The 25,261-nt window shown below is 69.3% G+C and carries 23 protein-coding genes; 14 read left to right on the forward strand and 9 right to left on the reverse strand.

Annotated elements, in window-relative coordinates:
* The first annotated feature begins 206 nt into the window (after positions 1-206).
* From G5T42_RS01905 to G5T42_RS01915, 3 genes are read left to right on the forward strand one after another with little or no spacing between them, the layout of a single operon-like run.
* Complete coding sequence (locus tag G5T42_RS01905; protein WP_165124689.1) at positions 207-1,610, forward strand: aminomethyl transferase family protein; 1,404 nt, start codon at positions 207-209, stop codon at positions 1,608-1,610.
* A 38-nt stretch (positions 1,611-1,648) separates the two neighbouring features.
* Positions 1,649-3,007, forward strand: coding sequence for an aminomethyl transferase family protein (locus tag G5T42_RS01910; protein WP_165124692.1), 1,359 nt, complete (start codon positions 1,649-1,651; stop codon positions 3,005-3,007).
* 55 nt (positions 3,008-3,062) lie between these two features.
* The gene (locus G5T42_RS01915; RefSeq protein WP_165124695.1) at positions 3,063-3,944 is read left to right on the forward strand and encodes an IclR family transcriptional regulator; all 882 of its coding nucleotides are present in this window, start codon (positions 3,063-3,065) and stop codon (positions 3,942-3,944) included.
* Positions 3,945-4,001: 57 nt separating this feature from the next.
* Here the strand turns inward: G5T42_RS01915 and G5T42_RS01920 are convergent, their stop codons facing one another.
* The 4 genes from G5T42_RS01920 to G5T42_RS01935 form a co-directional block, all read right to left on the reverse strand.
* A complete protein-coding gene (locus tag G5T42_RS01920) occupies positions 4,002-5,621 on the reverse strand; it encodes a tannase/feruloyl esterase family alpha/beta hydrolase (RefSeq protein WP_165124698.1) in 1,620 nt (539 codons plus the stop codon).
* 164 nt (positions 5,622-5,785) lie between these two features.
* The gene (locus G5T42_RS01925) at positions 5,786-6,562 is read right to left on the reverse strand and encodes an NAD(P)-dependent oxidoreductase (protein ID WP_165124701.1); all 777 of its coding nucleotides are present in this window, start codon (positions 6,560-6,562) and stop codon (positions 5,786-5,788) included.
* 12 nt (positions 6,563-6,574) lie between these two features.
* Positions 6,575-7,450: an IclR family transcriptional regulator gene (locus G5T42_RS01930; protein WP_165124704.1), complete on the reverse strand. Its 876-nt coding sequence runs from the start codon at positions 7,448-7,450 to the stop codon at positions 6,575-6,577.
* A 76-nt stretch (positions 7,451-7,526) separates the two neighbouring features.
* Positions 7,527-8,909 (reverse strand): aminomethyl transferase family protein, encoded by a 1,383-nt coding sequence (locus G5T42_RS01935; protein WP_165124707.1) that lies wholly within the window; start codon positions 8,907-8,909, stop codon positions 7,527-7,529.
* Between the two features lie 296 nt (positions 8,910-9,205).
* Between G5T42_RS01935 and G5T42_RS01940 the strand changes: the two genes are divergently transcribed.
* Genes G5T42_RS01940 through G5T42_RS01960 form a run of 5 tightly spaced genes read left to right on the forward strand, consistent with a single transcriptional unit; the run spans position 9,206 to position 13,845 of the window.
* Complete coding sequence (locus G5T42_RS01940) at positions 9,206-9,988, forward strand: ABC transporter ATP-binding protein (RefSeq protein ID WP_165124710.1); 783 nt, start codon at positions 9,206-9,208, stop codon at positions 9,986-9,988.
* On the forward strand, positions 9,975-10,685 hold the full coding sequence (locus G5T42_RS01945; protein ID WP_165124713.1) for an ABC transporter ATP-binding protein: 711 nt from the start codon (positions 9,975-9,977) through the stop codon (positions 10,683-10,685). Before G5T42_RS01940 ends, G5T42_RS01945 begins: the two co-directional genes overlap by 14 nt.
* A 3-nt stretch (positions 10,686-10,688) precedes the next feature.
* Positions 10,689-11,570 carry a branched-chain amino acid ABC transporter permease gene (locus G5T42_RS01950; protein ID WP_165124716.1) on the forward strand — a complete coding sequence of 294 codons (882 nt, stop codon included), beginning with the start codon at positions 10,689-10,691 and terminating at the stop codon, positions 11,568-11,570.
* Complete coding sequence (locus G5T42_RS01955) at positions 11,570-12,580, forward strand: branched-chain amino acid ABC transporter permease (protein WP_165124719.1); 1,011 nt, start codon at positions 11,570-11,572, stop codon at positions 12,578-12,580. The genes G5T42_RS01950 and G5T42_RS01955 overlap by 1 nt, the downstream gene beginning before the upstream one ends.
* Complete coding sequence (locus G5T42_RS01960; RefSeq protein ID WP_241245922.1) at positions 12,577-13,845, forward strand: ABC transporter substrate-binding protein; 1,269 nt, start codon at positions 12,577-12,579, stop codon at positions 13,843-13,845. Before G5T42_RS01955 ends, G5T42_RS01960 begins: the two co-directional genes overlap by 4 nt.
* A gap of 122 nt (positions 13,846-13,967) precedes the next feature.
* Here the strand turns inward: G5T42_RS01960 and G5T42_RS01965 are convergent, their stop codons facing one another.
* On the reverse strand, positions 13,968-14,630 hold the full coding sequence (locus G5T42_RS01965; protein WP_165124722.1) for a GntR family transcriptional regulator: 663 nt from the start codon (positions 14,628-14,630) through the stop codon (positions 13,968-13,970).
* Between the two features lie 328 nt (positions 14,631-14,958).
* Between G5T42_RS01965 and G5T42_RS01970 the strand changes: the two genes are divergently transcribed.
* The 3 genes from G5T42_RS01970 to G5T42_RS01980 all read left to right on the forward strand — a co-directional run bounded on the left by G5T42_RS01970 (position 14,959) and on the right by G5T42_RS01980 (position 18,885).
* The gene (locus tag G5T42_RS01970) at positions 14,959-16,509 is read left to right on the forward strand and encodes an aldehyde dehydrogenase family protein (protein ID WP_165124725.1); all 1,551 of its coding nucleotides are present in this window, start codon (positions 14,959-14,961) and stop codon (positions 16,507-16,509) included.
* Positions 16,510-16,683: 174 nt separating this feature from the next.
* A complete protein-coding gene (locus tag G5T42_RS01975) occupies positions 16,684-16,896 on the forward strand; it encodes a sigma factor-like helix-turn-helix DNA-binding protein (protein ID WP_206535694.1) in 213 nt (70 codons plus the stop codon).
* A 45-nt stretch (positions 16,897-16,941) separates the two neighbouring features.
* Entirely contained in the window at positions 16,942-18,885 is a 1,944-nt protein-coding gene (locus tag G5T42_RS01980; protein WP_165124728.1) for an ABC transporter ATP-binding protein, read from the forward strand.
* 18 nt (positions 18,886-18,903) lie between these two features.
* Here the strand turns inward: G5T42_RS01980 and G5T42_RS01985 are convergent, their stop codons facing one another.
* Entirely contained in the window at positions 18,904-19,074 is a 171-nt protein-coding gene (locus G5T42_RS01985) for a hypothetical protein (protein WP_165123761.1), read from the reverse strand.
* Positions 19,075-19,165: 91 nt separating this feature from the next.
* Here G5T42_RS01985 and arr point away from each other — a divergent pair, with 91 nt between their 5' ends.
* Together arr and G5T42_RS01995 are read left to right on the forward strand one after the other, a co-directional pair.
* A complete protein-coding gene (gene arr, locus G5T42_RS01990; RefSeq protein ID WP_165124731.1) occupies positions 19,166-19,576 on the forward strand; it encodes an NAD(+)--rifampin ADP-ribosyltransferase in 411 nt (136 codons plus the stop codon).
* A 189-nt stretch (positions 19,577-19,765) separates the two neighbouring features.
* Positions 19,766-20,113 carry a hypothetical protein gene (locus tag G5T42_RS01995; protein WP_165124734.1) on the forward strand — a complete coding sequence of 116 codons (348 nt, stop codon included), beginning with the start codon at positions 19,766-19,768 and terminating at the stop codon, positions 20,111-20,113.
* Here the strand turns inward: G5T42_RS01995 and G5T42_RS02000 are convergent.
* Positions 20,084-21,856, reverse strand: a complete 1,773-nt coding sequence (locus tag G5T42_RS02000) for a Dyp-type peroxidase (RefSeq protein ID WP_165124737.1) — start codon at positions 21,854-21,856, stop codon at positions 20,084-20,086. The genes G5T42_RS01995 and G5T42_RS02000 overlap by 30 nt on opposite strands.
* Positions 21,853-22,788 carry a hypothetical protein gene (locus G5T42_RS02005; protein WP_165124740.1) on the reverse strand — a complete coding sequence of 312 codons (936 nt, stop codon included), beginning with the start codon at positions 22,786-22,788 and terminating at the stop codon, positions 21,853-21,855. The genes G5T42_RS02000 and G5T42_RS02005 overlap by 4 nt, the downstream gene beginning before the upstream one ends.
* A 107-nt stretch (positions 22,789-22,895) precedes the next feature.
* On the opposite strand from G5T42_RS02005, the gene G5T42_RS02010 reads away from it, so the two are divergent.
* Positions 22,896-23,177 (forward strand): DUF3072 domain-containing protein, encoded by a 282-nt coding sequence (locus tag G5T42_RS02010; RefSeq protein WP_165124743.1) that lies wholly within the window; start codon positions 22,896-22,898, stop codon positions 23,175-23,177.
* 84 nt (positions 23,178-23,261) lie between these two features.
* Here the strand turns inward: G5T42_RS02010 and G5T42_RS02015 are convergent, their stop codons facing one another.
* Positions 23,262-25,154: a phosphoenolpyruvate carboxykinase (GTP) gene (locus G5T42_RS02015; protein WP_165124746.1), complete on the reverse strand. Its 1,893-nt coding sequence runs from the start codon at positions 25,152-25,154 to the stop codon at positions 23,262-23,264.
* Between the last annotated feature and the right edge of the window lie 107 nt (positions 25,155-25,261).

The raw sequence follows: 25,261 nt of genomic DNA on the forward strand, positions 1-25,261 counted from the left end.
TGCTCCTTCGAAGCTCGGCCGCCCGCACGCGGGCGAACAGCCGCCGTCGGCGTCGATCGGCGACAACGCCAGCGAATCACACCCTGGCATATTGGTCAAGATTATGTTTACAATCTTGGCGACCGGCATACCTCTGGACATAGGGAAACGCTCGTGCCTACGATGCCGACAGACCCCCGCACGAGACAAGGAAGTCGAGGACCGTCATGGCGCGCAACCTTCAGGAGCTGCTGGACGAAAAGGGCAACGTCGTCGAGATGCTGCGGAATTCGCAGCTCGGCACGTACATCTACCCGGTCGTCCCCGCCGAGTTCACCAACTGGCGCCGCGAGCAGAAGGCGTGGCGCGAGACGGCCGTGCTCTACGACCAGACGCACCACATGGTGAACTTCTTCGTGTCGGGTCCCGATGCGCTCCGACTGCTCCGCGAGACGGGCATCAACAGCTTCGCGAACTTCCCGGTCGACACCGCGAAGCAGTTCGTGCCGACGGCGTCGAACGGCGGCGTGATCGGCGACGGCATACTCTTCCACGAAGCCGAGAACGAGTTCGTCTACGTCGGCCGCGCACCGGCGGCGAACTGGCTTCAGTTCCACGCCGAGACGGGCGGCTACGACGTCGAGTTCCGGTACGACGACCGCTCCCCCTCGCGCCCCTACGGCCAGGCCGTCCACCGCGAGTACTACCGCTTCCAGATCCAGGGACCCAACGCCTGGCAGATCATCGAGAAGCTCAACGGCGGCACGCTCGAGCAGGTCAAGTTCTTCCACATGGGCGAGCTCGAGATCGACGGCGAGCACGTCCGCACGCTTCGGCACGGGATGGCCGGAGCCCCCGGCCTCGAGCTCTGGGGTCCCTACGAGCAGCACGGCAGGATCCGCGACGCGATCCTGGAGGCCGGGCGCGAGTTCGGCATCGAGCCCTGCGGCTCGCGGGCCTACTCGTCGAACACCCTGGAGTCGGGCTGGATCCCGTCGCCCCTTCCCGCCGTCTACTCGAGCGAGGAGGAGCGCGCGTACCGCGAGTGGCTTCCCGCGAACAGCTACGAGGCGATCAACGCCCTCGCGGGCTCGTTCGTGTCCGACGACATCGAGGACTACTACTTGACCCCGTGGGAGCTGGGCTACGGCTCCTTCGTCAAGTTCGACCACGACTTCATCGGCCGTGAGGCGCTCGAGAAGGTCGACTCCGAGACGCAGCGGAAGAAGGTCACCCTCGCGTGGGACGACGAGGACCTCGCGAAGATCCTCACGAGCGTCATCGACCGCGAGGGACCGGGCTACCAGTTCTTCGACCTGCCGAACGCCAACTACGGCTCGTCGAACTACGACTCGGTCATCGACGCCGACGGCAACAACGTCGGCCTGTCGCTCTTCACGGGCGTGACGGCGAACGAGAAGCGGGGGCTGTCGCTCGCCACCGTCGACCGGGAGATCGAGCTGGGCACCGAGGTGCGGGTGGTGTGGGGCGAGCCGGACGGCGGCTCGCGCAAGACGACGGTCGAGCCGCACGAGCAGATCGCGGTGCGCGCCATCGTCAGCCCCGTCCCCTACGCCGAGACGGCCCGCCTCGAGTACCACGGCGGCTGGCGCTCGTCCGGGTCGCTCTGACCCTGGCCCGGCACCCACCCGAACGAAGGAGTTCCCCGATGTCCGAATCGGCCGCCGACGCCATCGCGCGTGCAGGCAGTCCCGTCGAGCTGCTGCGCAACGCGCAGGCCCGACCGACCATCTTCCCCGTGACGCCGGAGTTCACGAACTGGCGTTCCGAGCAGCTGTCGTGGCGCACGAGCGTCGCGCTGCTGGACCAGTCGCACCACATGACGGACCTCTTCATCTCGGGTCCCGACGCGCTCCGGCTGCTGCGCGACACCGGCGTGAACAGCTTCGAGAACTTCGCGGTCGACCGCGCGAAGCAGTTCGTCGCGGTCAATCGCGAGGGCTACCTCATCGGCGACGCGATCCTCTTCCACCTCGAGGAGGACGTGTTCGACCTCGTGGGCTGGTTCATGGTGCTCGATTGGGTGCAGTACATCGGCGAGTCGGGTGACTACGACGTCACCTTCGAGCGCGATGCGAACTCGCTCATGCGCGAAGCCGGCGTGCCACCGAAGCTCTACCGCTACGAACTGCAGGGACCGCACGCCCTCGCGCTCATGGAGAAGCTCACCGGAGCGCCGGTGCCTCCGACGAAGTTCTTCCACATGGCCACGTTCACGATCGACGGGACCGAGGTGCGCTCGCTCCGCCACGGCATGGCCGGCCAGCCGGGCTTCGAGCTCTTCGGACCGTGGGAGGAGGGCGAACGGGTCCGGAACGCGATCCTGGCGGCGGGAGAGGAGTTCGGCCTCGTGCTCGTGGGCGCCAAGGCGTACTCGTCGGCCAACCTCGAGTCGGCGTGGGTGCCGTCCCCGCTGCCCGCCATCTTCACGGGCGAGGGCTCGGCCGACTACCTCGCGTGGCTGCCGGCGAACCGGGTCGGCTCGCTGGCCGGGAGCTTCACGTCCGACGACATCGAGGACTACTACCTCACGCCCTACGACCTCGGCTATGGCCGCAGCGTCGCCTTCGATCACGACTTCATCGGCCGCGCGGCCCTCGAACGGCATTCCGCCGCCGAGCAGCGTCAGAAGGTCACCCTGGTGTGGAAACCGGAGGATGTCGCGGCCGCGCAGCGCTCGCTCTACGAGCCCGGCATCCCGGCGAAGTACATCGACTTTCCGAAGGCCCGCTACGGCGTCTATCAGGTGGACCGCGTCCTGGTCGACGGCGCCGACGTGGGCATCTCGCACGACGCCGGCTACATCACCGGCGAGCAGGTGTTCGCCTCCCTCGCCAGCCTCGATGCGGCCCATGCCGAACCTGGGACGGAGGTCGTCGTCCTCTGGGGCGAGGAGCCGAATTCCACCAAGCCCGCCGTCGAGCCGCACCGGCAGATCGAGATCCGCGCAACGGTCTATCCGGCTCCCTACTCGGCGTTCGCCCGCGAGAACTACCGCAAGAACTGACTCACGTGAGGGGACGGATGCCGCGGCATCCGTCGCCTCCACAGGGAGGTCTGCGATGGCCCACGGCTCGGACGGCGAGTCGGTCCTGCATCGTCATCTGCGCGTGCTCGAGGCCTTCGACATCCTGCGGCCGTTCCTCACGCTGGGCGAGATCGCCGACGCGACGAGACTGCCGGTGTCGACGACCCACCGTCTCGTCGCCGAACTCGAGCGCGAGGGACTGCTCGAGCGCACGCCCGAGCGCACGTATCGGCTCGGCATCCGTCTCTGGGAGTTCGCGTCGCGCACGCCCGGCGCCGTGGGACTGCGCGAACTCGCCCGCCCATCGCTCGAGGTGGTCCACTCGCGGATACGGCAGCACACGCAGCTGGGCGTGCTGAGCGACTGCGACGTACTCTTCATCGAGCGGCTCTCGACGCGCGAGGCCGTCGTGAACGCCACGGTGATCGGCGGCCGCGTTCCGCTTCCGGTCAGCTCGAGCGGACTCGTGCTGCTCGCGCACGCCGGGCGCGGGGTGATCGACGAGGTGATCGCCGCCGGCTGGCCCCGGTACACGGCAGCGACGATCCGCGACGCCGACGAGCTGCGGGCGCGGCTGCGGCGTGTGCGCGCCGACGGATTCGCCGTCACGGATGGACACGTGCACCGGGAGGCGCGGGGCATCGCGGTGCCGATCGTGGGATCTCGTGGCGCGGTCCACGCGGCGCTGGGCGTGGTCGTGCCCAATGACCGTTCCTCGCCGCTGCCGACCGTGGAGCTCCTGACCGTCGCGTCCGCGCAGATCTCGCGTGCTCTGCGTGACGCGTACCCCTTCAGTCGACCCGAGGGGATGCCGCGGCCGAGGCATGCCGTGCGCCCTCTGGCAGATGGCGCTCGCCGATCTCGGGATGTGCTCACGCCGCCCGAAGCCCCGGCATCCCGCATGACCCGAGGGTGAACCGCGAAAGCCCGGGCACCGCGTGGGTGCCCGGGCCTCACGTTCCTGGCGAGCGGGTCAGTTCGTGACGCAGGTGTACGAGCTCGCCTGGTCGACGGAGCCGGAGCCGACATACTTCGGCCACGACGGGAACTCGCACATCGGCCGGGTGCGGTTCGCCCCCGGGTTGCCGTCACTGGCGACGAGGCCCGACGGGGCGACGCCGTTCTCGACCCAGTCGACGATCGCACTGAGACCGTCGTACTGCGCGAGGAAGCGACCCTGCCCGTGACCCCATCCCGGCACCTCGTAGAACCTCAGGAACCGGCTCAGGCGCTTGCCGAACTCATCCTGCAGCGACGCGTAGTAGAGCTCGGTGTTGTGCGGCGTGATGAAGTCGTCGATCGTCCCGTGCGTCATGATGATCTTGCCGCCGTGGGCGCGGAACTGGTTGAGCGAGACGTCGGTGACGTCCATGATCTCGCCCACCTCCTGCACGCGGTCGGCATAGTCGAGCGGGTCGACGGTGTACGGGTCGAATCCCGGGGGGTTGCCCGCGACGCCGTAGCGCATCGTCGCATCGAACACCTGGAACTGCAGCCCCTGCGACAGCGGCCCGGTCCCGAAGCCCGCGAAGCCCTGGTAGAGGGCGCCTTCGAACAATGCGCTCTTCGCGAAGATCGAGTTGCCCTCGATGTCGATGCCGAGGTCGTAGTCGGTCGTGATCTTGATCGCGGCCTCGATCTCGACCTCCGAGAGGCATGTGTCGACCGCTGCCGGGTCCACGCCCGCGGGGCAGGCGAGAGTGCGCACGTCGAAGGCCTCGTCGCAGCCCTTCACGTTGCTGATGAGACCGTCGGTGACCCCGTCAAGCGGGTCGCACGTCGCATAGACGGCATTCGTGATCGTGGCCGTCTCGGCGGAGTTGAGGTGACCGGCACCCCCCTCCAGCAGCAGTGCGTCGCGGAAGTTGACGGCGCCGACATGCATCATCGTGACGTTGTACGCCGGGTAGTTGGCGATGACGCCGTCGTAGTCCTTCGGGTAGCGAGCCGCAGCATCGAGTGCCTCGTGCCCGCCCTGCGAGCCGCCGATGAAGTACGACCACTTCGGGTCGACGCCGTAGGCCGCATCGATCACGGCGTAGGCGGCGTCGTGCGCCTTCTTGACCGACCACTGTCCGTAGTTCAGGAACAGCTCCTCATCCAGTTGGAACCGGCCGTCGAAACCGGGACCGCCCTGATGTCCCCCGTCCGAACCGAGGGTCACCCAGCCCTGCGAGAGGGCGGTGGGCGAGCCGTTGGGCTGCGCGGTGTAGAGACCCGTGGCGGTGACGAGCGAGCCGTCGAAGCCGCCGCCGCCGAACTGCAGCGTTCGACCGTTCCACGCCCCGGGCAGGTTCACGCGGAACTGCATGTCCTGCGGCGCGGTGACCGCGTGGATCCAGCCGGTGACCGCGCAGAAGTTCCCTGCCGCATCCCACACGGCGGTGTCGATGTCTGCGCCGTTCGTGGGAAGCCCGATCGCCTTGGCGGGGATCGTGAGGTCGGCGAGGGGTGCACACTGTGCCGCCGTGAGCGCAGGCGCGCCACCGCGGGACGGCGGGGCCGCCGAGGCCGACGCGGCCCCCGCGGTGACGAAGAGGGCCGCTGCGATGCCGATCGACACCACTGTCAGCCGTCTGAACCCTGATTTCATCGACGCTCCTTCGCGTTGTGACTCACCGCCCTCGTTGCGGCGGACGCGACGATGCCAGGTCGCGGGCCCCGCTTCAACGCCGTTTCCGCCCAATGCGGCTTGTCATTGCAAGGCGTCCTGTCGGCGGGTATTGTGCGCGGCCGGGGGGATCGAGCTCCTCGGCCCTACCCCTCGTCCTGTGCCACGAGACGCTCGAACCACGCGAGCGTCGCCCGCGTCATGTCGGTCGGCTGACCCGTCGACTCGAGCGCCGCGAGCGCATCGCGCATCTCGTGCTCCCGCCGGACGGCGTGGCGGTGCGAGCCGGCGATGAGTCGGTCGACGAGGTCGGCTCCGTCGGGCCCGAGCTCTGCCGCGATCTGTGCGCGGAGCCACGCGTCGGCGCCGACCGCCCGTGCCGCCGCATCGGCCTCGAGCACGAGCGCGGCAAGACCCTTCATGAAGACGCTGCGCAGCAGTCGCAGCCGGGCGGCTTCACCGGCCTCGCCGTCGACGACCGTGATCGGCACCCCGAACGACCGCAGGCGCTCCGCCAGGACAGTCGCCCCCGCGCCGCTCGCGAGAAGCGGCGTGCGATGTGCGGCGCGGACGACGGGCGCCAGCACCGCGACATCGGCCATGGCGATGCCTTGGTCCGCGGCGAGCGCGGCGACCTCGAGCTTGATCTCGGGCGAGGCGGTGTTCAGGTCGGCGTAGACGGCGGCCGGATCCGCCAGCGGCAGGGCGTCGCGGGCGACGGATGCCGCGGCCGCGCCGCCGACCAGACTCACGACGACGCCCGCGCCGGCGAGTGTCTCGCCGAGGTCGTCGAGCTGACGCACGTCCGGGTCGCCCAGCCGGTGGTGCGGGTCGTAGCCCCGCACCTCGGCGCCCTCCGACAGCAGTCCGCGGGCATAGAGCCGCCCCGCCTCGCCGAGGCCGAGGATCGCGATCGTCGTCATCGAGTGCTCACCCTAGCCGCCGCTCGTCGGCCACGGCGTGGCGTCGAGCGACGCGAAGTAGTCGAGCGAGCGCTGCGAGCCGGTGATGAGGGCGCGGATGCCGCGGCCGTCGTGCGTCGCCGCGGCGCCGTCGGGGAGGTAGGCCTCCTCCAGCGCCCGGGTGATCCCGGCCGCGGCCACGGTGAGCAGCTCGATCGCGGGCTGCGGCGACGACCCGTCGTTGGCGACGACCACGCCGATCGCGGCATAGACGGCGCCGTGCGGCCCGAGCACGGGCACGGCGATACCGCTGGACTCGGCGTGGATCTGCCCGTTCGTGATGGCGAATCCGTCGGCTCGCACATGCCGCAGCCTGTCGCGCAGTGCGTCGCGCCGGATCGTCTCGGCCGTGTACGCCGGCCACCCGGCGGCGATCACCTCGTCGACGAGTCCGGGAGCGGCGTGCGCGAGCAGGACGAGCCCGCTCGAGCTCACGGGCAGCGGAGTTCGACCCCCGATCAGCGTGAGGTTCAGCACGGCGTCGCGCGTCGACATCCTTTCGATGAAGAGCACGTCGCGACCGCTCAGCACTCCCAGCTGCGTGTGCTGCCGTACTCGCGCGTGCACGGCGCCGAGCCACGGTCGCGCGAGCTCCCGCAGACCGAGGGCGCCCGGCGTCCGCGACGCGAACTCCCACAGGCGCACGCCGAGCCGATACGTGCGGTCGGGCATGCGCTCGAGCAGCCCCTCGCGCTCGAGCTCGGCGACGAGACGGTGCGCGGTCGAGAGGGCCAGGCCCGAGGCATCCGCGATCTCGGTCAGGGTGAGGAAGGGGCGCAGGGTGTCGAAGGCCTGCAGTACCCGCAGATGCTTGTGCAGGACGGATTCGCCGTCCGATCCCCGCGCCATGGGCGACCTCCCCTCGTCGGCGCCATGCTAACCGGATTCCGTTCAGCGGAACCGGGGTCGCACGGATGCCTCGGGTCTAGGCCGGGACCGAGGCGTCTGCCCGATACACCGTCCGTGCCCACTCGTGGTACGGAGCGGGAGCCACGGTGGCGCGGATCCGCACCTGGCGGTGGTCGGCGTCGACGGAGTCCTTGCGCGAGATGGGGTCCTCACCCCAGACGACCTCGACCTCGTCGCCATCGGCGATGTCGGTGTCGAGCGTCGCGAGCGACATGTAGAGCTGGTCGTAGGCGATGTACCCGGCATCGGTGGAGATGCCGACGCGGCGGTCGCCCTGGACGACCTCGTCCATCTGGTAGAGGCCGTACCGCGCCTTCGGGAAGTCCAGGAACTTCGCCGGCGTACCGGGCTCGAGCTGCGAGCGGACGACGGCCGCGACATCCTCCGCGTTCCACAGCAGCGTGACCTTGCGGCGCCTCTGGTTCTCGGCGTGCTTCTCGAGAGCCGCCCGACCGTGGAAGTCGTGGTCGAAGCGCACGGACTTGCCGAGCCCGATGTCGTAGGGGGTCATGTAGAACTCGTGGATGTCCTCGGAGTACAGCGACCCGCCGATCGATCCCGCGCGCGCGGCCGGCAGCCACTCGCGGTACTCGGCGAAGTCCTCGTCGAAGATCGCCGGGAAGGGCGTGGGCACCCAGCCGGATTCGAGCGGCGTGGCCGAGTAGGCCTTGGCGCCTACGCGACGGATGCCGAACTCGCCCCCCGCGTCGAGGATGGCCTCGAGCACCACGTCGCTGTCCTCCCACGGTCCGAAGAACTCGAAGCCGGGCTGCCCCGCCATGCCGTGGCGGAGCGCCTTGACGTTCCTGCCGGCGATCGTGAAGTCGGCGATGTGGAAGAACTTGACCTCGGGCACGGGTCCGCTGAAAAGCTTCTCCATGACCTGATTGGCGTGCGGGCCCTGCAGCTCGTACCGGTAGAACGTCGGCGGGCCCTGGCGCATGTGAGAGTTCGCCTCGAGGCGGTGGTGCACGTCCTTGCCTGCCGCCTCGGCCTTCTCGGCGTTGTACCGCACCCAGTCGATGAGGATGTGGTGGCCGATCAGCACGAGTCCCTCGGGACCCTCCGCGTTGTAGAAGAGGATGCCGTCGCCGATCAGGTAGCCGTCCTGGTTGACCGAGATCAGCTGCTTGGCGACTCCCGGCCGGAACGTGCCGAAGGTGTTCGGCGAGATGCTCTCCAGCATGGGAAGAAGGTCGGCGCCGTGGAGGAACAGCTGGGTCATATGGTGCGACTGGTCCATGAGCGCCACGCTCGTGTTCCAGGCGCGCTGCTCGTCGCGCCAGTTCGTGAACTCGGGCGCGACCGGAAAGGTGAACGCCGGCCAGTTCTGGTTGCGCAGCAGCTCCACGGGGCTGCCCGCGCGGGCGATCGCTTCTGCGAGAGATTCAGACGTCATCGTCGGCCTTCCTGTCGGGTGATGACGGCCACGCTACGAACCTCCTCGACGACGAGAAGCGTCGCTTCCGTTCAACAGAATGGATGCCTCGTCGGGAAGGCGGCCGGCGGGACGATGAATCGGCGGGCAGGGATGCACCGGGCACCCGGTCACGATTCGGAAACGCGTCGCGGGAATCACGCCAAAATCGTTGACAATCTGAGCGCAGATCCGTACCGTCCCATTCACGGGGACAGGTCGTCCTGTCGACCCGACCCGTGCCCGAGCCAGACGACGCGACGACGCGAAGGGTGAGCATGGCCGCTCAGCTGACACTCCAGGATGTGAGCCTGCAGTTCGGTGGCATCAAGGTGCTGCAGGATGTGTCGTTCACGGTCGAGCCGGGGCAGATCTTCGGGCTCGTCGGCCCCAACGGCGCAGGCAAGACGTCGCTGTTCAACTGCATCAGCGGTCACTACAAGCCCACGGCCGGTTCGATCCGCATCGACGACGCCGAGGTCAGCGGCTCCCGCCCCGCGACGCTCGCCCAGCACGGTCTGGCCCGCACGTTCCAGCACCCGGCCCTCCAGCTGCACTCGACGGTGCTCGAGAACGTCCTGCTGGGCGCGCACACGCGGCTTCCCGGCGGTGCCGGCGAGTGGTCGCTGCGGCTTCCCCGCACGTCCCGTTCGGAACGGGCGCTGCGCGACGAGGCACTGCGCCTCCTCGAACGCAACGGCCTCGGCTGGGCGGCCAACCTGCCCGCCGACGAGCTGTCGCACGGCCTCCACAAGGGGATCGAGCTCTGTCGCGCGCTGCTCATGAAGCCGCGGCTCCTCCTGCTCGACGAGCCGGCCGCCGGTCTCCCCCATACCGAGGTCGAGCAGCTGATCGACACCGTCCGCCGCCTGCGGGCGGACGACGACATCACCGTCGTGATCGTGGAGCACCACATGGGACTCATCGCCGCGCTCACCGACCGCGTCGTCGTGCTCGACCACGGCCGCAAGCTGATGGAGGGCAGCGCCGCCGAGGCGCAGTCCGACGCGCGCGTCATCGAGGCCTACATCGGGAAGGATGCCGCGGATGACGCTGCTTGAGCTCACCGACGTCACGGCGTTCTACGGGCCGGTCCAGGTGCTCGACACCGTGTCGCTGAGCGTGCCCGACGGAGGGGCCGTCGGCATCCTGGGTGCGAACGGAGCGGGCAAGACGACGACGCTCCGCGCGATCAGCGGCACCGTTCGGGCAGGCGGGTCGATCAAGTTCGACGGCAAGGACATCCGGGGCCTCCGACCCGATCAGGTCGCCGGGCTCGGCATCGCCCACGTCCCCGAGGGACGGGGAACCCTCGGCGACCTCACGGTGCGCGAGAACCTCCGCGTCGGCGCGTACAAACGCAAGGACCGCAAGGGGATCGCCGCCGACATCGACTACTGCCTCGATCTCTTCCCGCAGCTCCAGGAGCGCATCAAGTCCAACGCCTCCGCTCTATCGGGCGGCGAACAGCAGATGCTGGCGGTCGCCCGGGCGTTCATGGCCAAGCCCCGGCTCCTGCTTCTCGACGAGGCATCCCTCGGTCTCGCGCCGAGCACCGCGCGGAACGTCTACGACTCGATCCGCCGGCTGCGCGTCGAGTCCGGCATCGCGATGCTCATCGTGGAGCAGAACGCCAACCTCGCGTTCACGCTCGTCGACTCGGCGACGGTGCTCGAGACGGGCCGCAACGTCCTCACGGGCTCTTCGGCCGAGCTCAAGGGCATGGACGAGATCCGCCGCGCGTACCTGGGAGGCTGACCGGTGGGGACCTTCATCCAGCTCGTCATCGACGGCCTCTCGACCGGCTCGATCTATGCCGCGCTCGCCCTCGCGATCGTGCTCGTCAACCAGGCGACGGGCCTGATCAACTTCGCGCAGGGCGGCATGGCCGTGCTCTCGGCCTACATCGCCTGGCAGCTCACGGCCTGGAGCGTGCCACTCATCCTCGCGATCCTGATCTCCATCGCCGTCTCGTTCGTCATCGGCGCGATCGTCGAGCGCTTCCTCATCCGCAAGTTCGAGGGAGGCGACCCCGACACGGCCGTCGTCGTGACGATCGGCCTGCTGACCCTCATCACCGGCATCTGCGCCTGGATCTGGTCGTACAACAACAGGCTCTTCCCCTCGCTGTTCCCGCTCGAGACGATCAACATCGCGGGCGCCGTGATCAGCGTGCGGTCGCTCGGCACCATCCTCGTGATCGTGGCGATCATGGTGCTGCTGCAGCTCCTGTTCATCGGCACGAAGCTCGGACTCGCCCTGCGAGCCGTCGCCATCAACCCTCAGTCGGCGGCGTTCTCCGGAATGCCCGTCGGACGGCTGCTCATGATCGGCTGGGGACTCGCCGCCGGACTCGGGGCCGTCGCGGGAGCGCTCGTGGCTCCGCAGCTGACGCTGACCCCCAACATGATGGACGGCGCCCTGGTCTACGCCCTCGCCGCCGTCATCATCGGGGGGCTCACGAGTCCCATCGGCGTGGTCATCGCCGCGTGGCTCATCGGCGTCCTCGAGAACCTCGCCGCCGTCTACGTGCCCTTCATCGGACACGACCTGAAGATCGCGGTGCCCTTCATCATGATCTTCGTCGTGCTCATCCTGAGACCCCAGGGCCTGTTCGGCCGGAAAGCGGTGGTGCGCGTCTGATGTCCACCGCCACCGCCTTCCTGCAGAAGCCCTGGGTCCGCTGGGCCGGCATCGCGCTCATCGTGGTGCTCGCCGTCGTCCTCCCCCTCGTGCTCCCCGAATTCGCCAACACCACGATCGCGCGCATCGGCGTCTTCGCAGTCGCGGTCCTCGGCCTCAACGTCGTCATGGGCTACACGGGCCAGGTGTCGCTCGGCCAGATCTTCTTCCTCGGGCTCGGCGCGTACGTGACGGCCTACGGCGTCGAGCAGGACTGGAACATCGTCCTGGTCTTCCTGCTCGCGTGCATCGTCCCGGCCGTCGTCGGCCTGCTCGTCGCTCTCGCGGCGGCCCGCCTGGGCGGCCTGGCGATCGCGATGGTCACCATTGCGCTGCCCATCGTCGGCGTCCCACTGGCCAAGCGCCTGTCCGACTTCACGGGCGGGTCGCAGGGCATCTCGGCACGATTCACGGATGCCCCGGACTGGAGCGGCCTGTACGACGACCAGTGGCAGCTCTACATCGTCCTGCTGATCGCCGGAATCTCGTTCCTGCTGACGCGCAACCTCGTGCGGGGCAAGTACGGCCGCGCCTTCGCGATCGTGAAGGGCAACGAGGCCGTCGCCTCCTCGATGGGCATCTCCCCCTACCGCTACAAGGTGCTCGCCTTCACGGTGGCTTCACTCCTCGGCGGTGTGAGCGGCTTCCTCTACATGGTCGTCATCCAGTACACGTCGCCCGAGACGCTGAACTTCGGCCACTCCATCACCCTCGTCGCCGCGATGGTCATCGGGGGCGCCGGAAGCATCATCGGCTCGCTGCTCGGTGGCGCGTACTACGTGCTCACCCCGCAGCTCACGAACCTCATCGACCCGGGTCTCACGGCCGTGCTCCAGGGCGCGATCCTCCTCGTCGTGCTCTTCGTCCTCCCGGGCGGGCTCGTGTCGCTCCCGAGGCTCTGGCGCCGTCGACGCAACGGCCCCTCCACCCACCCACCCACAGAGTCACAAGAGAGAAGGCAGGACACATGATCACCCACCGCACCAAGATGCGGGCTGTGTCGGTCGTCGCGGGCCTGGGCATCGTCGCCCTCCTCGCCGCCGGATGCGCCCGCGGCGGCGACAGCGGAAGCCCCAGCGAGAGCGGCGGCCCCGCCGCTGCCAGCCCGGGCATCACCGACGACACGATCACGCTCGGCATCACGACTCCCCTGTCGGGTCCGACCGCCGGCCCCGGCACCTGCACAGTCGCGGGCATCACCGCCTACTTCGGCGCGAAGAACGCCGACGGAGGCGTGGAGTTCGGCGACGGCAAGACCCGCAAGGTCGAGATCAAGTCGCTCGACGACACGTACGACCCGCAGAAGGCGGCCGCGAACTTCGACCAGCTGAAGGACAGCGTCTTCGCGATGACGGCCGGGCTCGGCACGCCCACCAACCGCGCCTGGCGCGAGGCCGCGATCGCCGACGAGGTCCCCCAGGCCCTCATCATGACGGGTGACCCGATCTTCAGCGATCAGAAGGAGAGCCCCTGGTCGCTCGGCTTCGTGCCGATCTACCAAAACGAGGGCGAGGCGTTCGGCAAGCTGCTCGCGTCGTCGGGCGACGACCACAAGGTCGCCATCCTGTCGCAGAACGACGACTACGGCGAGGGCTACGTCGAGGGCTTCAAGAAGGCCATCGAGGGCGCAGACAACATCGAGGTCGTCAAGGAGCTGACGTACGAGGCGACCGACACCAACGTCGACGCGCAGCTCACCGAGCTTGCGGGCTCCGGCGCCGACGTGTTCTTCAACGCGATGTCGATCACGCCTCTCGTGATCTCGTCGCTGCAGAAGACGCAGGAGCTCGGCTGGCTGCCCAGCTGGTTCCTTCCGTCGAACACCTCGAGCCCCAGCGCGATCCTCGAGCCCGGTGGCGCCTCGGCCTTCCCCGGCGTCTACACCGTCGCCTTCGCCCAGTCGGCGGCGGCGCCGACCTTCGCAGACAGCGAGGACGGCAAGACGTTCCTCGAGGGTCTCAAGCAGTACGCGGACTACCCGGACACTCCGGCCTTCCCGCACTGCGTCTGGTCGTACCAGGTGGGCGCGACGCTCGACCAGGTCTTCCAGAAGATGACCGAGCCGACGCGCGAGGACTTCATGAAGGAGCTCCGCTCCATCAAGGACTACGTCGCTCCGCTCATGCTCGAAGGCTCGAGCGTCAACACGACCGAGGACGGCCAGCCCGCCGTCTCGACCGTGCAGGTGCAGAAGTACAACGGCAAGGGGTACGCGCCGGCCCAGGAATGGGGCTGATCCAGCTCTGACGTGAGGGGGCGGTCCGCGACGCGGGCCGCCCCTTCCCATGTCGCCCCCCGGTCGTTGAGCGAGCGAAGCGAGACGAAACGCGCCGCGCCGACGAGGACCGCTTCCCCCGGTCAGTCCATCCCGCGCAGCACGTCGACGATGCCGCTGAGGTGAGCGCGGGTCGCGGCCTCGGCGGCATCGGGATCCCGCGAGAGGATCGCGTCGATGATCGCGATGTGCTCCGGCGCCGACTGCGCGGCCCGCCCCGGGTGGAATGCGAGCCGGAACTGGTGCCGGGCCGATTGCGCCCGCAGCCGCTCGAGCAGCTGTGTCGCGGTCCGGTGCCGGCTGAGCTCCCGGATCCGGCGGTCGAGCTCCTGATTCAGTCGCGAGTACTCGACGAGGTTGCCGGATGTCACGGCCGTGCCGATCGCGCCCCGCAGCGTCTGCAGCTCGTCGGCGTCGGCATCCGTCAGATTCTCCGCCGCCTTGCGGGCGCACAGCGTCTCGAGTCCGATGCGCACCTCGACGATCTCGACCGCCTCGTCGACGCTGATCGCGCGGACGCGGGCGCCGCGGTTCGGCACGCGCTCGACGAGTCCCTCGTTCGCCAGGTTGAGCAGCGCGGTGCGCACCGCGGCGCGGGAGGCGTCGTAACGCTCGCTCAGGTCCGCCTCGATGAGCCGCTGATGCGGTGCGAACTCGGCGCCGAGGATAGCCTCGCGGATCTGCTGGGTCAGGTCGGGGCGCGAGGTCGTGTCCTCGTCCACCTCCACGACGACGGTGTCGGTCATCCCGCGGATCCCTTCGCGTCTGCCCTGCGGCCAACCCGGCGCGAGCCGATTCGCCGGAACTCCCGCAAAGAGACATCCCGGCCGTCGGCTGCGCTGCCGAGGGGCACGACGAAGAGTGCCCGGTCCCAGGCTAGCCGCCGTCTGAACATTGCATACGAAATTGGCGCGAGATTTCGCCGCAATCTTGTCAGGACGAGCGGCGCGAGGCAGGCTTTATTCAGGCGCATTCTTCTGCTGCGCGCGGCGGCTCGTCCGCCCCCTCAGACGGATGCCTCTCCCGACGCCGGTGCGCGCTCGACGCACCGGAGAACACAGAGAGGTGGTCGAGATGACTGATGTGGAGAACGCGGTGGTGAGCACGAATGCCGCGGATGGCCGGTCGGACACGGTGGTGGGTTCGCCGGTGGGTTCGGGGGTGCGGACGGGGTTGTTCATCGGTGGGGAGGAGCGGTTCACGCCGGAGGTGCTGCGGATCGCGGACCCGGGTAAGCCGGGCGTGGTGGTCGGTGAGGCGGCGTCGGCGTCGCCGGGTGATGTGTCGGACGCGGTCGCGGCGGCACGCTCGGCGTTCCCGGCGTGGGCGGCGTTGTCGGCGCAGGAGCGGGCCGGGATGATGGCGGACGCGATCGCGGGGATCGCGGAGGAGCGGGACGCGGATGCGGCGATCTTGTCGCAGGAGAACGGGAAGATCCGGTTCGAGTCCTGGGTGGATGCGCTGGTGTTCGAGATCCGGTGGGACCTGGCGCTGATGCTCGCCGACCAGGTCGACACCGGGCACACCCTGCCGGTGGTGCCCGGCGCGATCCCGGTGTCCACCGAGGTGTCGTATCAGCCGCTCGGGGTGGTCACGGTGATCGTGCCGTTCAACTGGCCGATCGCGATCCTCGGCGCGGCGCTGCCGCATGCGCTGCTGGCGGGGAACACCGCGATCGTCAAGCCGCCGCCGTCGGCGCCGCTGGCGACCACCCGGGTGGTGCAGCGGGTCGCCGCCAAGCTCCCGCCGGGGGTGCTGAACGTCGTGACCGGCCGGGACGAGAACATGGCCGGGCTGATCACCGATGTCGACAAGGTGTGCTTCACCGGGTCGGTGAACGGGGGCAAGCGGATCATGCAGATGGCGTCGCAGACCCTGACCCGGGTGACCCTGGAGCTCGGCGGGAACGACGCCGCGGTGATCCTGGACGACGCGATCCTGGACGACACCCACCTGGACCGCCTCTACGCGGCGATCTACGACACCACCGGGCAGATCTGCATGAACGCCAAACGCGTCTTCGTGCACCGCTCCCGCCTGAACGAGGTCGTCACCGGGCTGGAGCAGCGGCTGAACCAGGCGGTGATCGGGTACGGGCTGGACGAGGCGACCACGATGGGGCCGCTGCACCAAGCCGCGCAGAAAGCGTTCGTCGAAGACATCATCCAGGAAGCGAAGGATGCCGGCGCGGACGTCCGCGAATACGGCGAACTCCCCACCGGCGACCTCGCCGGCGGGAACTTCCTCCGCCCCGCGATCATCGTCGACCCCGACCCGGGCCTGCGGGTGGTCACCCAGGAACAGTTCGGACCGGTCATCCCGATCCTCCCCTTCGATTCGGAAGACGACGCCGTCCGGCTCGCGAACGACACCTGGGGCGGCCTGTGCGGCTCCGTCTGGACCGCCTCGCCGGAATCCGCCACCCGGGTCGGGTCGCAGCTGGTCTGCGGCTACGTCTGGGTCAACGACCACGGCGCCACCCGCCTCGACCTGCGCGCCCCCTTCGGCGGCATGAAACAATCCGGCATCGGCCGCGAACAAGGCATCGAAGGCATCCGCGCCTTCCAAGACACCCGCGCCATCGCCACCATCGACCCCACCGCCCTCGCCCAAATGGCCCACTAGGGGCGACGGCCTCGCTGACTCGCGTCAGCGAGGCCACGCGGGATCTGCCGCGATCAGAATCAGCACAGCCTGTTCCAGCAGAAGGCCCGTCCCGGTACACCGGGACGGGCCTTCGTCACGCAAACGTCAACTCAAGTTGACACCGCGAGATGCCGTCAACTAAGGTTGACACCCGTGAGCGACGACATCCGCACCGCCATCGGCGCAGCACAGGGCGGCGACCCGCTGCCCGAGCTGCGCCGCCTGCGGGCACTTCATGCCGAGCTCGCTCGCGCGGAAGCCGAGCAGGTCCGACTGGCGCGCGCCCAGGGGTACTCCTGGCTCGCCATCGCCGACGCCCTCGGCGTCAGCAAGCAGGCAGTTCACAAGAAGTACGGTCGAAGATAGGGCGTTCGCCCCATCCCCCGAATGAGCACGGAACAGGGAACCCGCATGTCCACCACGACGTCTCCCCGAGCCCGCCGCGGCCGGCGCGCACCTCAAGAGGGTCCGCGCGCGAGCCTCAAGCAGCTCCTCCCCTTCCTCTTCGAGCACAAGCGCGTCCTCATCATCGTCGCGATCCTGAGCATCGTCGGTGCCGCGGCCACCCTCGCGCAGCCGCTCTTCGTGGGAGTGCTGATCGGCCGCGTCGAGGCCAGCGAGCCGCTCGGCTACCTCGTGTGGGGCATCGTCGTGCTCGTGGTCATCGCGTCCCTCATCTCGGGGTACCAGCACTACCTCCTCCAGCGCACCGGCACAGCGGTCGTCTACTCCTCGCGCCGCAAGCTCATCGGCCGCATCCTGCACCTGCCGATCGGCGAGTTCGACGCGCGTCGCACCGGCGACCTCGTCTCGCGCGTCGGCACGGATACGACGCTCCTCTACGCCGTCCTCACGCAGGGTCTCGCCGACGCCGTCGGCAACTCCGTCGTCTTCATCGGCGCCCTGGTGGCGATGGCGCTGATCGATCCCGTCCTCCTGGGGCTCATCGTCGTCGTGATCGGCGCATCGATCGCCGTGGTCGGCGGGCTCAGCGGACGCATCCGCCGCGCGACCAAAGACCAGCAGGAGAAGGTCGGCGAGCTCGCCTCCGGCGTCGAGCGGGCCATCGGCTCGATCCGCACCGTCCGGGCGGCCGGCGCGAGCGACCGCGAGGAGCGGGCCCTCGCCGGACTCGCGGAAGAGACATACGACCAGGGTGTGCGCATCGCCAAGGTGTCCGCGCTCATCGTGCCGATCTCGAGCGTGGCCCTGCAGCTCTCGCTCCTCGTCGTGCTCGGCGTCGGCGGCCTGCGGGTGGCGTCCGGGGCCATCTCGGTCGCGGCACTCGTGACATTCGTCATGTTCCTCTTCATGCTGATCGCACCCCTCGGCACCTTCTTCGGCGCCATCACCTCCGTGAACCAGGCGCTCGGCGCGCTCGGGCGCATCCAGGAGATCCTCGACCTCCCGACCGAGACCGGGAAGGATGCCGAGATCGCGGCGACCGTCGTCGAGCGCGAGCCCGCGGCATCCGTCGTCGCACCCGCCGCCGCGATCGAGTTCCGCGACGTGCGCTTCCGCTATCCCGAGGCCGTCGTCGCCGCCCGGCGCAAGGCCGAAGACGCGGCCCTCGCAGCCCTCGACGACGCGCACGTCGACAAGTCCGTCGCCGACGATCTGCGCCGCCTCGCCGGGGGTGAAGGCGAGCCGTCGGCTCTCGAGACGGACGCCTCGACCGAAGTGCTGCGCGGAGTGTCGTTCTCGGTCCCGCAGGGGGCCCGCGTCGCGCTCGTCGGCCCGTCGGGTGCGGGCAAGAGCACGACCCTCGCGCTCATCGAGCGGTTCTACGACCCCACGTCCGGCGCGGTCCTCCTCGGCGGTGCGGACGTGCGCACGCTCGAGCGGGACGCGCTTCGCGCACAGCTCGGCTATGTCGAACAGGATGCCCCGACGCTCGCCGGCACGATCGCCGAGAACCTTCGGCTGGCGTCGCCCGAGGCATCCGACGCGGACTGCGAGCACGTGCTGCGCGCCGTCAACCTCGGCGAGGTGCTCGAGCGGAGCCCGCTCGGTGTCGACGCGCCCGTCGGCGAGAGCGGCGTGATGCTCTCGGGCGGTGAGCGCCAGCGCCTCGCGATCGCCCGCGCCCTGCTGGCCGCTCCCCCGATCCTCCTCCTCGATGAGTCCACCTCGTCGCTCGACGGCCTGAACGAGCAGCGGATGCGCGACGCGATCGACGCGGTGGCCACCGGTCGGACGCTCGTCGTGATCGCGCACCGCCTGTCGACCGTCGTCGACAGCGACCACATCGTCGTGATGGACCACGGTCGGGTGGTGGGTCAGGGCACGCACTCCGAGCTCGTCGAGACGACGCCCCTCTACCGCGACCTCGCGCGGCACCAGCTGCTCGTCTGAGCGCGCCGCTGCCCGACGTCAGTCGTGATGCGCGCTGTGGTCCTCGACATCGGGCTCGGCCCGCAGGATGTCGGCGATCGCCTCCTCGGGGCGCGGCGCGATGGTTTCGTCCTCCTCGAGCTCGGGAACGCTCGGCTCACCCGGCTCGGGGACGTGGTCGTGGCCGACTGGCGCGTGGGTATCCGACATCTCTGCTCCTCGGGGTGATGTTCACAACGTACCTGCCGGTGCGGCCCGCGGTCTTGGATCCGGGCCGGCATGGACGTCCTATGCTGTCGCGGTGACCGAAGCATCGGATGACGGACCGTTCTACCACGGCACCAAGGCTGACCTCCGCGTCGGCGACCTGCTGACGCCGGGATTCCGCTCGAACTACCGGCCCGAGATCGTGATGAATCACATCTACTTCACGGCGCTGCGCGACGGTGCCGGTCTCGCGGCCGAGCTCGCGCCTGGTGAGGATCCGCCCCGCGTCTACCTCGTCGAGCCGACCGGGCCTTTCGAGGACGACCCCAACGTGACCGACAAGAAGTTCCCCGGCAATCCCACGCGGTCCTATCGCAGCACCGCCCCGCTGAAGATCATCGGCGAGTCGGACGACTGGACACGCCTCACACCCGACGCGCTCCAGACGTGGAGAGATCGGCTCGCGGCGCTCCGCGCGGATGAGCGAGGTCAGATCATCAACTGAGGTCGGCGCGTCCGTATCCTTGCGGCATGAATAGACTACGTATAGAAGCGTGATAGAGTCCCTTCACGTAAACGTACTGGGTGCTCAGTCGACGGACCGACCGATTACCTGAGCGGTCCGGCGCGCAAAGGTGTGCATCGGGCGTGCCGCAGCGCGCCGCCGCGCTCCCGCACGTGAAAGGACGAATCGATGGGGACGATGTACTACGGTGGCGCCGAGGCGCCCATCCGTGTCCGAGACCGCGCGCTCGCCCACCTGAAGGTCGTCATGGCGACGAAGCTGCGGCGCAACGAGAGCTTCACACTGTCGTGGCAGCACGCCCCCGACGAACCTCGAGGACGCTCGACGATCTGGGTGCACCCCTCCATTCCGCTGCGCTTCACGTTCGACGACCCCGATCCCTGCGAGCTGAACCCGACGTGGATCGCCCAGCTCGCGAAGTCGGCGAACTCGTCGTCCGGCATCGCGTTCACCGAGGACGAGCCCGAATTCGACGAGCGGTCCCGCTCAGGACTCGTCGCGGCCGGACCGCTCTGACGCCGGTGCGGCGAGCACGGCCGTGACAGCCGAGATCCCCGGCGCGAAGAAGTAGCCGCCGCCGCTGGCGGTCACCCACTCGCGCTCCAGGACGATGTCGCGCTCCCCGCCGTCACTCGCGTGGAGCCGGAGTCGGCGCTCGCGCTCCCCGTGCACGTTGCTCTGTCCGATGATCGGGTCGTGCCCGCCGGCGTTGGGCTGCACGGACGAGTTCGCCCATCGACGCATGACGAACTCGAACTGATCCTCGATCGAGGTCATGTACGCGGCGAAAAGGAGTCCCCTCTCCGTCGCGACGAGGTCGGGCGACGGGTCGCGAACACCGGCGAGCGGGGGTCCGAACGGGATGCCTCGGCGGAGCATGAGTCGGAGGAACGTGTCGCCCGGCGCGCCGAAGTCCGTGCCGCTGTCCCGCGGATTGACCTTGCGGATGTGGCTCGACACGGGGCAGACGTCGCCGAACACGTCGGAGCGCGCTCGTGGATGCGCATCGCCGGCGTAGCCGGCTCCGCTCAGCTCCGCGCTCGGGGTCCAGCCCCTCGTATCGTCGTCGAACTGGAAGTGGTTGTGGGCGAACTCGTCGCCGGCCAGCGCGAGGTCGTCCGCTTCGGGCGCGCGCGAGACGGGGGCCCCGCTCGGCCAGCGGCCTACGAGCATCGACGCGAAGCGGACGGGGTCCGTGCCGTGCTCGCCCGCGGCGCGCGCGACGAAGTCCCAGAATGCCGGCACGTCCTGGTTCAGGCGGCGGAACACGAGGTACGAGCCGTTGCGCGCCCAGACGGGGAACGCTCCCGGCCCCTCGTCGGGAATGAGCGGATCGGCCGGATTCTGCCGCGGCCAGCCGGCGACGAACTGACCAGGCCACACGAGCGGCTGGCCGGGCTTGCCGAAGATCCGCGAGTGCGGATTGCGCGGATCGAGGTAGCGGGGGCTGATGTCCTCGCCGTCGTCCGTCGTCCCACGCACGCCGGGCTGCGAGACGCCGTCCTTGAATCCGAAGTGCTCGTGCCCGGCGAGGTTACCGGGCAGGTTTTCGCCGAGCTGGTCGAAGGCCAGGTCGACCCCGCGGACAGCGGCTTCGGAGATGACGACGGATGCCGCGGCATCCAGTTCGTCCTTCTCATCGGCGGCGATGATCACGAGGAAGTCGGGCTCGGCATCGGGCCCTCCGATGCGCCAGCCGCCACTGTGCCCGGGCGCTCCGGCCGTCGCGGGATCGCCGAGGTACGTGGATCGCGCCGCCATGCCCTGACGGAATGCGCGGTCGCCCATTTCGGCGAGCGCCTGCTCACCGAGGAGCTTCAGCACTGCCGCCCGTGACAGCGCGAAGGCCGTCCAGATCGCCGTCTTGGACGGCTTCGAGCTCCCCGATTCGAGGCGCTCGCGCCGGAACTCGCGCCGGAAGTCGAGCACCTCCTGCATGCTCGACAGTCGTGGGGCCAGCCAGCGCAGCCACGCTCGAGCACCCTCGACCTCACTTGCGGTGAAGAAGAGGAACCGCTGGTGGTCCTTGTTGAACCCGGGGATGACGTTGCCCTGGATGTCGGCAGTGGCAGCGGCGTCGAAGAGAGGCTCGCCGGGGGAGGCGGCATCCGTCGTCTTCTCAGCACCGGGCTCCTCGTCGCCCAGCAGCCCCGACGACGCGCGCTCGGCGGCGGACGGTGCGGGCAGCGTGATCCCCGACAAACGCTCGACCCCGACCGCACCGAGCCCCGCGAGCGCGCTCGCTCCCTCGCCCGTCATGCTTCGCCTCCCGCGACGACGTGCGCCGACATCGTGATGTGCTCGGCGAGCTGCGCGCCGAACTCGATCGGGATGCCGCCGATGGCGATGTCGCCGACGAGGAAGCCCTCGTGCTCGGGCACGCGATACTCGACTCGCAGCGCGGCTCCCGGGATGCCGCGGACGATGGTCCAGTAGTCGCCGACGAGACTTCCGTCGGGCTTCGTCCAGCCCGAGTCGTCCCAGCCGATCATGTAGACGCCAGGCGGGTTCGCGGCGGCGATGCGATGGCCTTGCCGCGAGATGGCCCAGAGGTCGAAGTTGATGCGCGCGTCGGCGCCGGTGGCGCGCGAGTAGGGCAGGGCGTCGTAGCCGTCATCGGCGTGGTGCGAGGGCTCGACCTCCTGCGAGACGCCGAGCAGGTCCCGCATCGAGTTGATCGGCATGACGTAGTGCACCGCCCCGTCGGTCGTGTTCCACCTGTTCAGCGGGTCGTACGCGTCGTCCGGGAACAGCTCCTCGCGCTTCACGTCAGGCGAGACGAGCCGCCGGTACAGGTCGAGCACGGCGTCCGGGTTCACGGACGCCAGGAGGCGCCAGTACTCCGGCGTCTCGGTCGTGAAGGTCACAGCCGAGACCTTGCCGTCCTTCCGCTCGACATGCCACTCGAGGTACTCGATCTGGGCTGACCGCTCCTCCGACGCGATGTACGCGGCTCGCCGGTCGTCGCGGTGCTCCATCAGCAGCGGCCGCGAGAGCCCGGTCCACGTGATGGCCCGCGGCCTTCCGCCGACGACCTCGACAAGCGCCGGGTTCACGTAGGCCCCTCGACCGCTCACCTCCGTGCGCTCGGCGACGAGCGCGCTGACGATGTCGTGCCAGCCGTCGAGGAACGCGGCATCCCCGCCCACATCGTCGATACCGGCCGGCGGCGAGAACCGTACGAGTCCCATGCTCGGAAGCTAGCAGCGGTCGCGGGCCGATGCGATGAAGAGACGACGGATGCCGCGTGCTGTCAACCCCGCGCCGCCTGTCCGCTCCCCCACCTACCGTCGAGTGCATGAGCGATGAGCAGAACACTCAGGGCGCGCCCGAGAACGCCGCGAGCGGAGGCCAGCCCCAGGCCTCCGACGAGGTCCTCGGCGCGACCGAGGAGACGGACAACCCCGCGGCGAAGGATCCGTCGGAGTGGGTCACTGGGGACGAGCCGATCACGGCCGCCCAGCGCAGCTACCTCGACACGCTGGCGCGGGAGGCCGGCGAGACGGTTCCCGCGAACCTCACGAAGGCAGAGGCCTCGGAGCACATCGAGCGGCTGCAGCAGAAGACCGGCCGCGGCTGACCGGCTCCCACCGAGACGACGGATGCCTCGGCCCGCTGCACAGGGCGGGGCGAGGCATCCGTCAGCGAATGGTCCGGACCGGGGTCAGGACTGCTGAGCCGCCTTCAGGCGGTAGCGGAGCGCCGCGAGCTCGGCCTGGAGCGCCGCCGGCACGCGGCCGCCGAACTCTGCGTAGAACTCCTCGGTGAGATCGGCTTCGCGGCTCCACGACACCGGGTCGATGGCGAACAGCTCGTCGAGGTCGGCCTGGGACACATCGGTGCCCTCGAGGTTGAGGTCCTCCGTGCGCGGCAGGCGCCCGATCGGGCTGTCGACGGCGGGCACCTGGCCCTCGACGCGACGGATGATCCAGTCGATGACGCGCGAGTTGTCGCCGAAGCCGGGCCACAGGAACCGGCCGTCGGAGCCCTTGCGGAACCAGTTGACCTGGAACACCCGCGGGGCCCGGTCGAAGCGCAGCTTCTGGCCGATCTTGAGCCAGTGGCCGAAGTAGTCGGCCATGTTGTAGCCGCAGAAGGGCAGCATCGCGAAGGGGTCGCGGCGCAGCTCGCCGACGGTTCCCTCGGCGGCGGCGGTGCGCTCGGACGAGATGTTCGAGCCCATGAAGACGCCGTGCGTCCAGTCGGTCGCCTCGACGACGAGGGGCACGTTGGTCGCACGACGGCCCCCGAACAGGATGGCGTCGAGGGGAACGCCCTGCGGGGCATCCCAGTCGTCCGCGATCTGCGGGCACTGCGCGGCGCTGACCGTGAAGCGGGAGTTCGGGTGCGCCGCCGGGCGACCGGCGGCCGGCGTCCAGGGCTTGCCCTCCCAGTCGATGAGCTCTGCCGGCGGCTCGTCGGTGAGGCCCTCCCACCAGACGTCGCCGTCGGGGCGCAGCGCGACGTTCGTGAAGATCGTGTTGCCCCACAGGGTCTCGACCGCCGTTACGTTCGTCGACTCGCCCGTGCCCGGCGCGACGCCGAAGAAGCCCGCCTCGGGGTTGATCGCCCAGAGGCGCCCGTCGTCACCGGGTCGGAGCCACGCGATGTCGTCGCCGAGCGTCTCGACGCGCCAGCCGGGGATCGTCGGGCGGAGCATCGCGAGGTTGGTCTTGCCGCACGCCGAGGGGAACGCGGCGGCGACGTGGTACGCCTTCCCCTGGGGGTCGATCACCCGGATGAGGAGCATGTGCTCGGCGAGCCAGCCCTCGTCGCGGCCGATGACCGATGCGATGCGCAGGGCGAAGCACTTCTTCGCGAGGATCGCGTTGCCGCCGTAGCCCGAGCCGAACGACCAGACCTCGAGCGTGTCGGGGAAGTGCACGATGTACTTCTCGTCGTTACACGGCCACGGGACATCCTGCTCGCCCGCTGCCAGAGGTGCGCCGACGGAGTGCACCGTCTTGACCCAGTGCGCCCCGGCGGCGATCTCGCGCACCACCGACGCTCCGACGCGCGTCATGATGCCGATCGAGGTGACGGCGTAGGCGCTGTCGGTGATCTGCACGCCGATGTGCGACAGCGGACCGCCGACGGGTCCCATCGAGAACGGCACGACGTACATGGTCCGTCCGCGCATGCTGCCCTCGAAGAGCGGAGTGATCGTGGCGCGGATCTCGTCGGGCGCGATCCAGTTGTTCGTCGGGCCGGCGTCCTCCTCGTTCTCGGACGCGATGAAGGTCCGGCCCTCGGTGCGCGCGACGTCGCTGGGGTGCGAGCGTGCGAGGTACGAGCCCGGGCGCCACTCCGGGTTGAGCTTGATCAGCTTCCCCTCGTCGACCATCTCCCGCAGCAGCGCCTCGTTCTCGGCGCGCGAACCGTCGACCCAGTGGATGGCCGCCGGCTGTGTGAGGGCGGCGATCTCGTCGACCCAGTCGACGAGCGCCTTCAAGCCCTCGCCGGCGATCCGGGGGCGCGCGCCGAAGGCAGGAGCCGAGGGAGCGGGCGGGGCGGCGGACACGGGCGTGGGGCGAGTGAAGATGTCGGCGAGTGCCATGTCGAGGTTCCTCCCGGGGCGTCGGATGCGCTTCTGTGCTCTCTTCTACTTTGCGACCTTCCTGGAGAGGTTTCCACGCAATACAGTCGCAAGAACCTCAATTCTTT

The sequence above is a fragment of the Microbacterium sp. 4R-513 genome (assembly GCF_011046485.1).
Lineage (GTDB): Bacteria > Actinomycetota > Actinomycetes > Actinomycetales > Microbacteriaceae > Microbacterium.

Excerpts from the sequence above, each read along its gene's own strand:
- G5T42_RS01905 (WP_165124689.1), top strand. The coding sequence starts at position 207 with ATGGCGCGCAACCTTCAGGAGCTGCTGGACGAAAAGGGCAACGTCGTC.
- G5T42_RS01910 (WP_165124692.1), top strand. The coding sequence starts at position 1,649 with ATGTCCGAATCGGCCGCCGACGCCATCGCGCGTGCAGGCAGTCCCGTC.
- G5T42_RS01915 (WP_165124695.1), top strand. The coding sequence starts at position 3,063 with ATGGCCCACGGCTCGGACGGCGAGTCGGTCCTGCATCGTCATCTGCGC.
- G5T42_RS01920 (WP_165124698.1), bottom strand. The coding sequence starts at position 5,621 with ATGAAATCAGGGTTCAGACGGCTGACAGTGGTGTCGATCGGCATCGCA.
- G5T42_RS01925 (WP_165124701.1), bottom strand. The coding sequence starts at position 6,562 with ATGACGACGATCGCGATCCTCGGCCTCGGCGAGGCGGGGCGGCTCTAT.
- G5T42_RS01930 (WP_165124704.1), bottom strand. The coding sequence starts at position 7,450 with ATGGCGCGGGGATCGGACGGCGAATCCGTCCTGCACAAGCATCTGCGG.
- G5T42_RS01935 (WP_165124707.1), bottom strand. The coding sequence starts at position 8,909 with ATGACGTCTGAATCTCTCGCAGAAGCGATCGCCCGCGCGGGCAGCCCC.
- G5T42_RS01940 (WP_165124710.1), top strand. The coding sequence starts at position 9,206 with ATGGCCGCTCAGCTGACACTCCAGGATGTGAGCCTGCAGTTCGGTGGC.
- G5T42_RS01945 (WP_165124713.1), top strand. The coding sequence starts at position 9,975 with ATGACGCTGCTTGAGCTCACCGACGTCACGGCGTTCTACGGGCCGGTC.
- G5T42_RS01955 (WP_165124719.1), top strand. The coding sequence starts at position 11,570 with ATGTCCACCGCCACCGCCTTCCTGCAGAAGCCCTGGGTCCGCTGGGCC.
- G5T42_RS01960 (WP_241245922.1), top strand. The coding sequence starts at position 12,577 with ATGATCACCCACCGCACCAAGATGCGGGCTGTGTCGGTCGTCGCGGGC.
- G5T42_RS01965 (WP_165124722.1), bottom strand. The coding sequence starts at position 14,630 with ATGACCGACACCGTCGTCGTGGAGGTGGACGAGGACACGACCTCGCGC.
- G5T42_RS01970 (WP_165124725.1), top strand. The coding sequence starts at position 14,959 with ATGACTGATGTGGAGAACGCGGTGGTGAGCACGAATGCCGCGGATGGC.
- G5T42_RS01980 (WP_165124728.1), top strand. The coding sequence starts at position 16,942 with ATGTCCACCACGACGTCTCCCCGAGCCCGCCGCGGCCGGCGCGCACCT.
- G5T42_RS01985 (WP_165123761.1), bottom strand. The coding sequence starts at position 19,074 with ATGTCGGATACCCACGCGCCAGTCGGCCACGACCACGTCCCCGAGCCG.
- G5T42_RS01995 (WP_165124734.1), top strand. The coding sequence starts at position 19,766 with ATGGGGACGATGTACTACGGTGGCGCCGAGGCGCCCATCCGTGTCCGA.
- G5T42_RS02000 (WP_165124737.1), bottom strand. The coding sequence starts at position 21,856 with ATGACGGGCGAGGGAGCGAGCGCGCTCGCGGGGCTCGGTGCGGTCGGG.
- G5T42_RS02005 (WP_165124740.1), bottom strand. The coding sequence starts at position 22,788 with ATGGGACTCGTACGGTTCTCGCCGCCGGCCGGTATCGACGATGTGGGC.
- G5T42_RS02010 (WP_165124743.1), top strand. The coding sequence starts at position 22,896 with ATGAGCGATGAGCAGAACACTCAGGGCGCGCCCGAGAACGCCGCGAGC.
- G5T42_RS02015 (WP_165124746.1), bottom strand. The coding sequence starts at position 25,154 with ATGGCACTCGCCGACATCTTCACTCGCCCCACGCCCGTGTCCGCCGCC.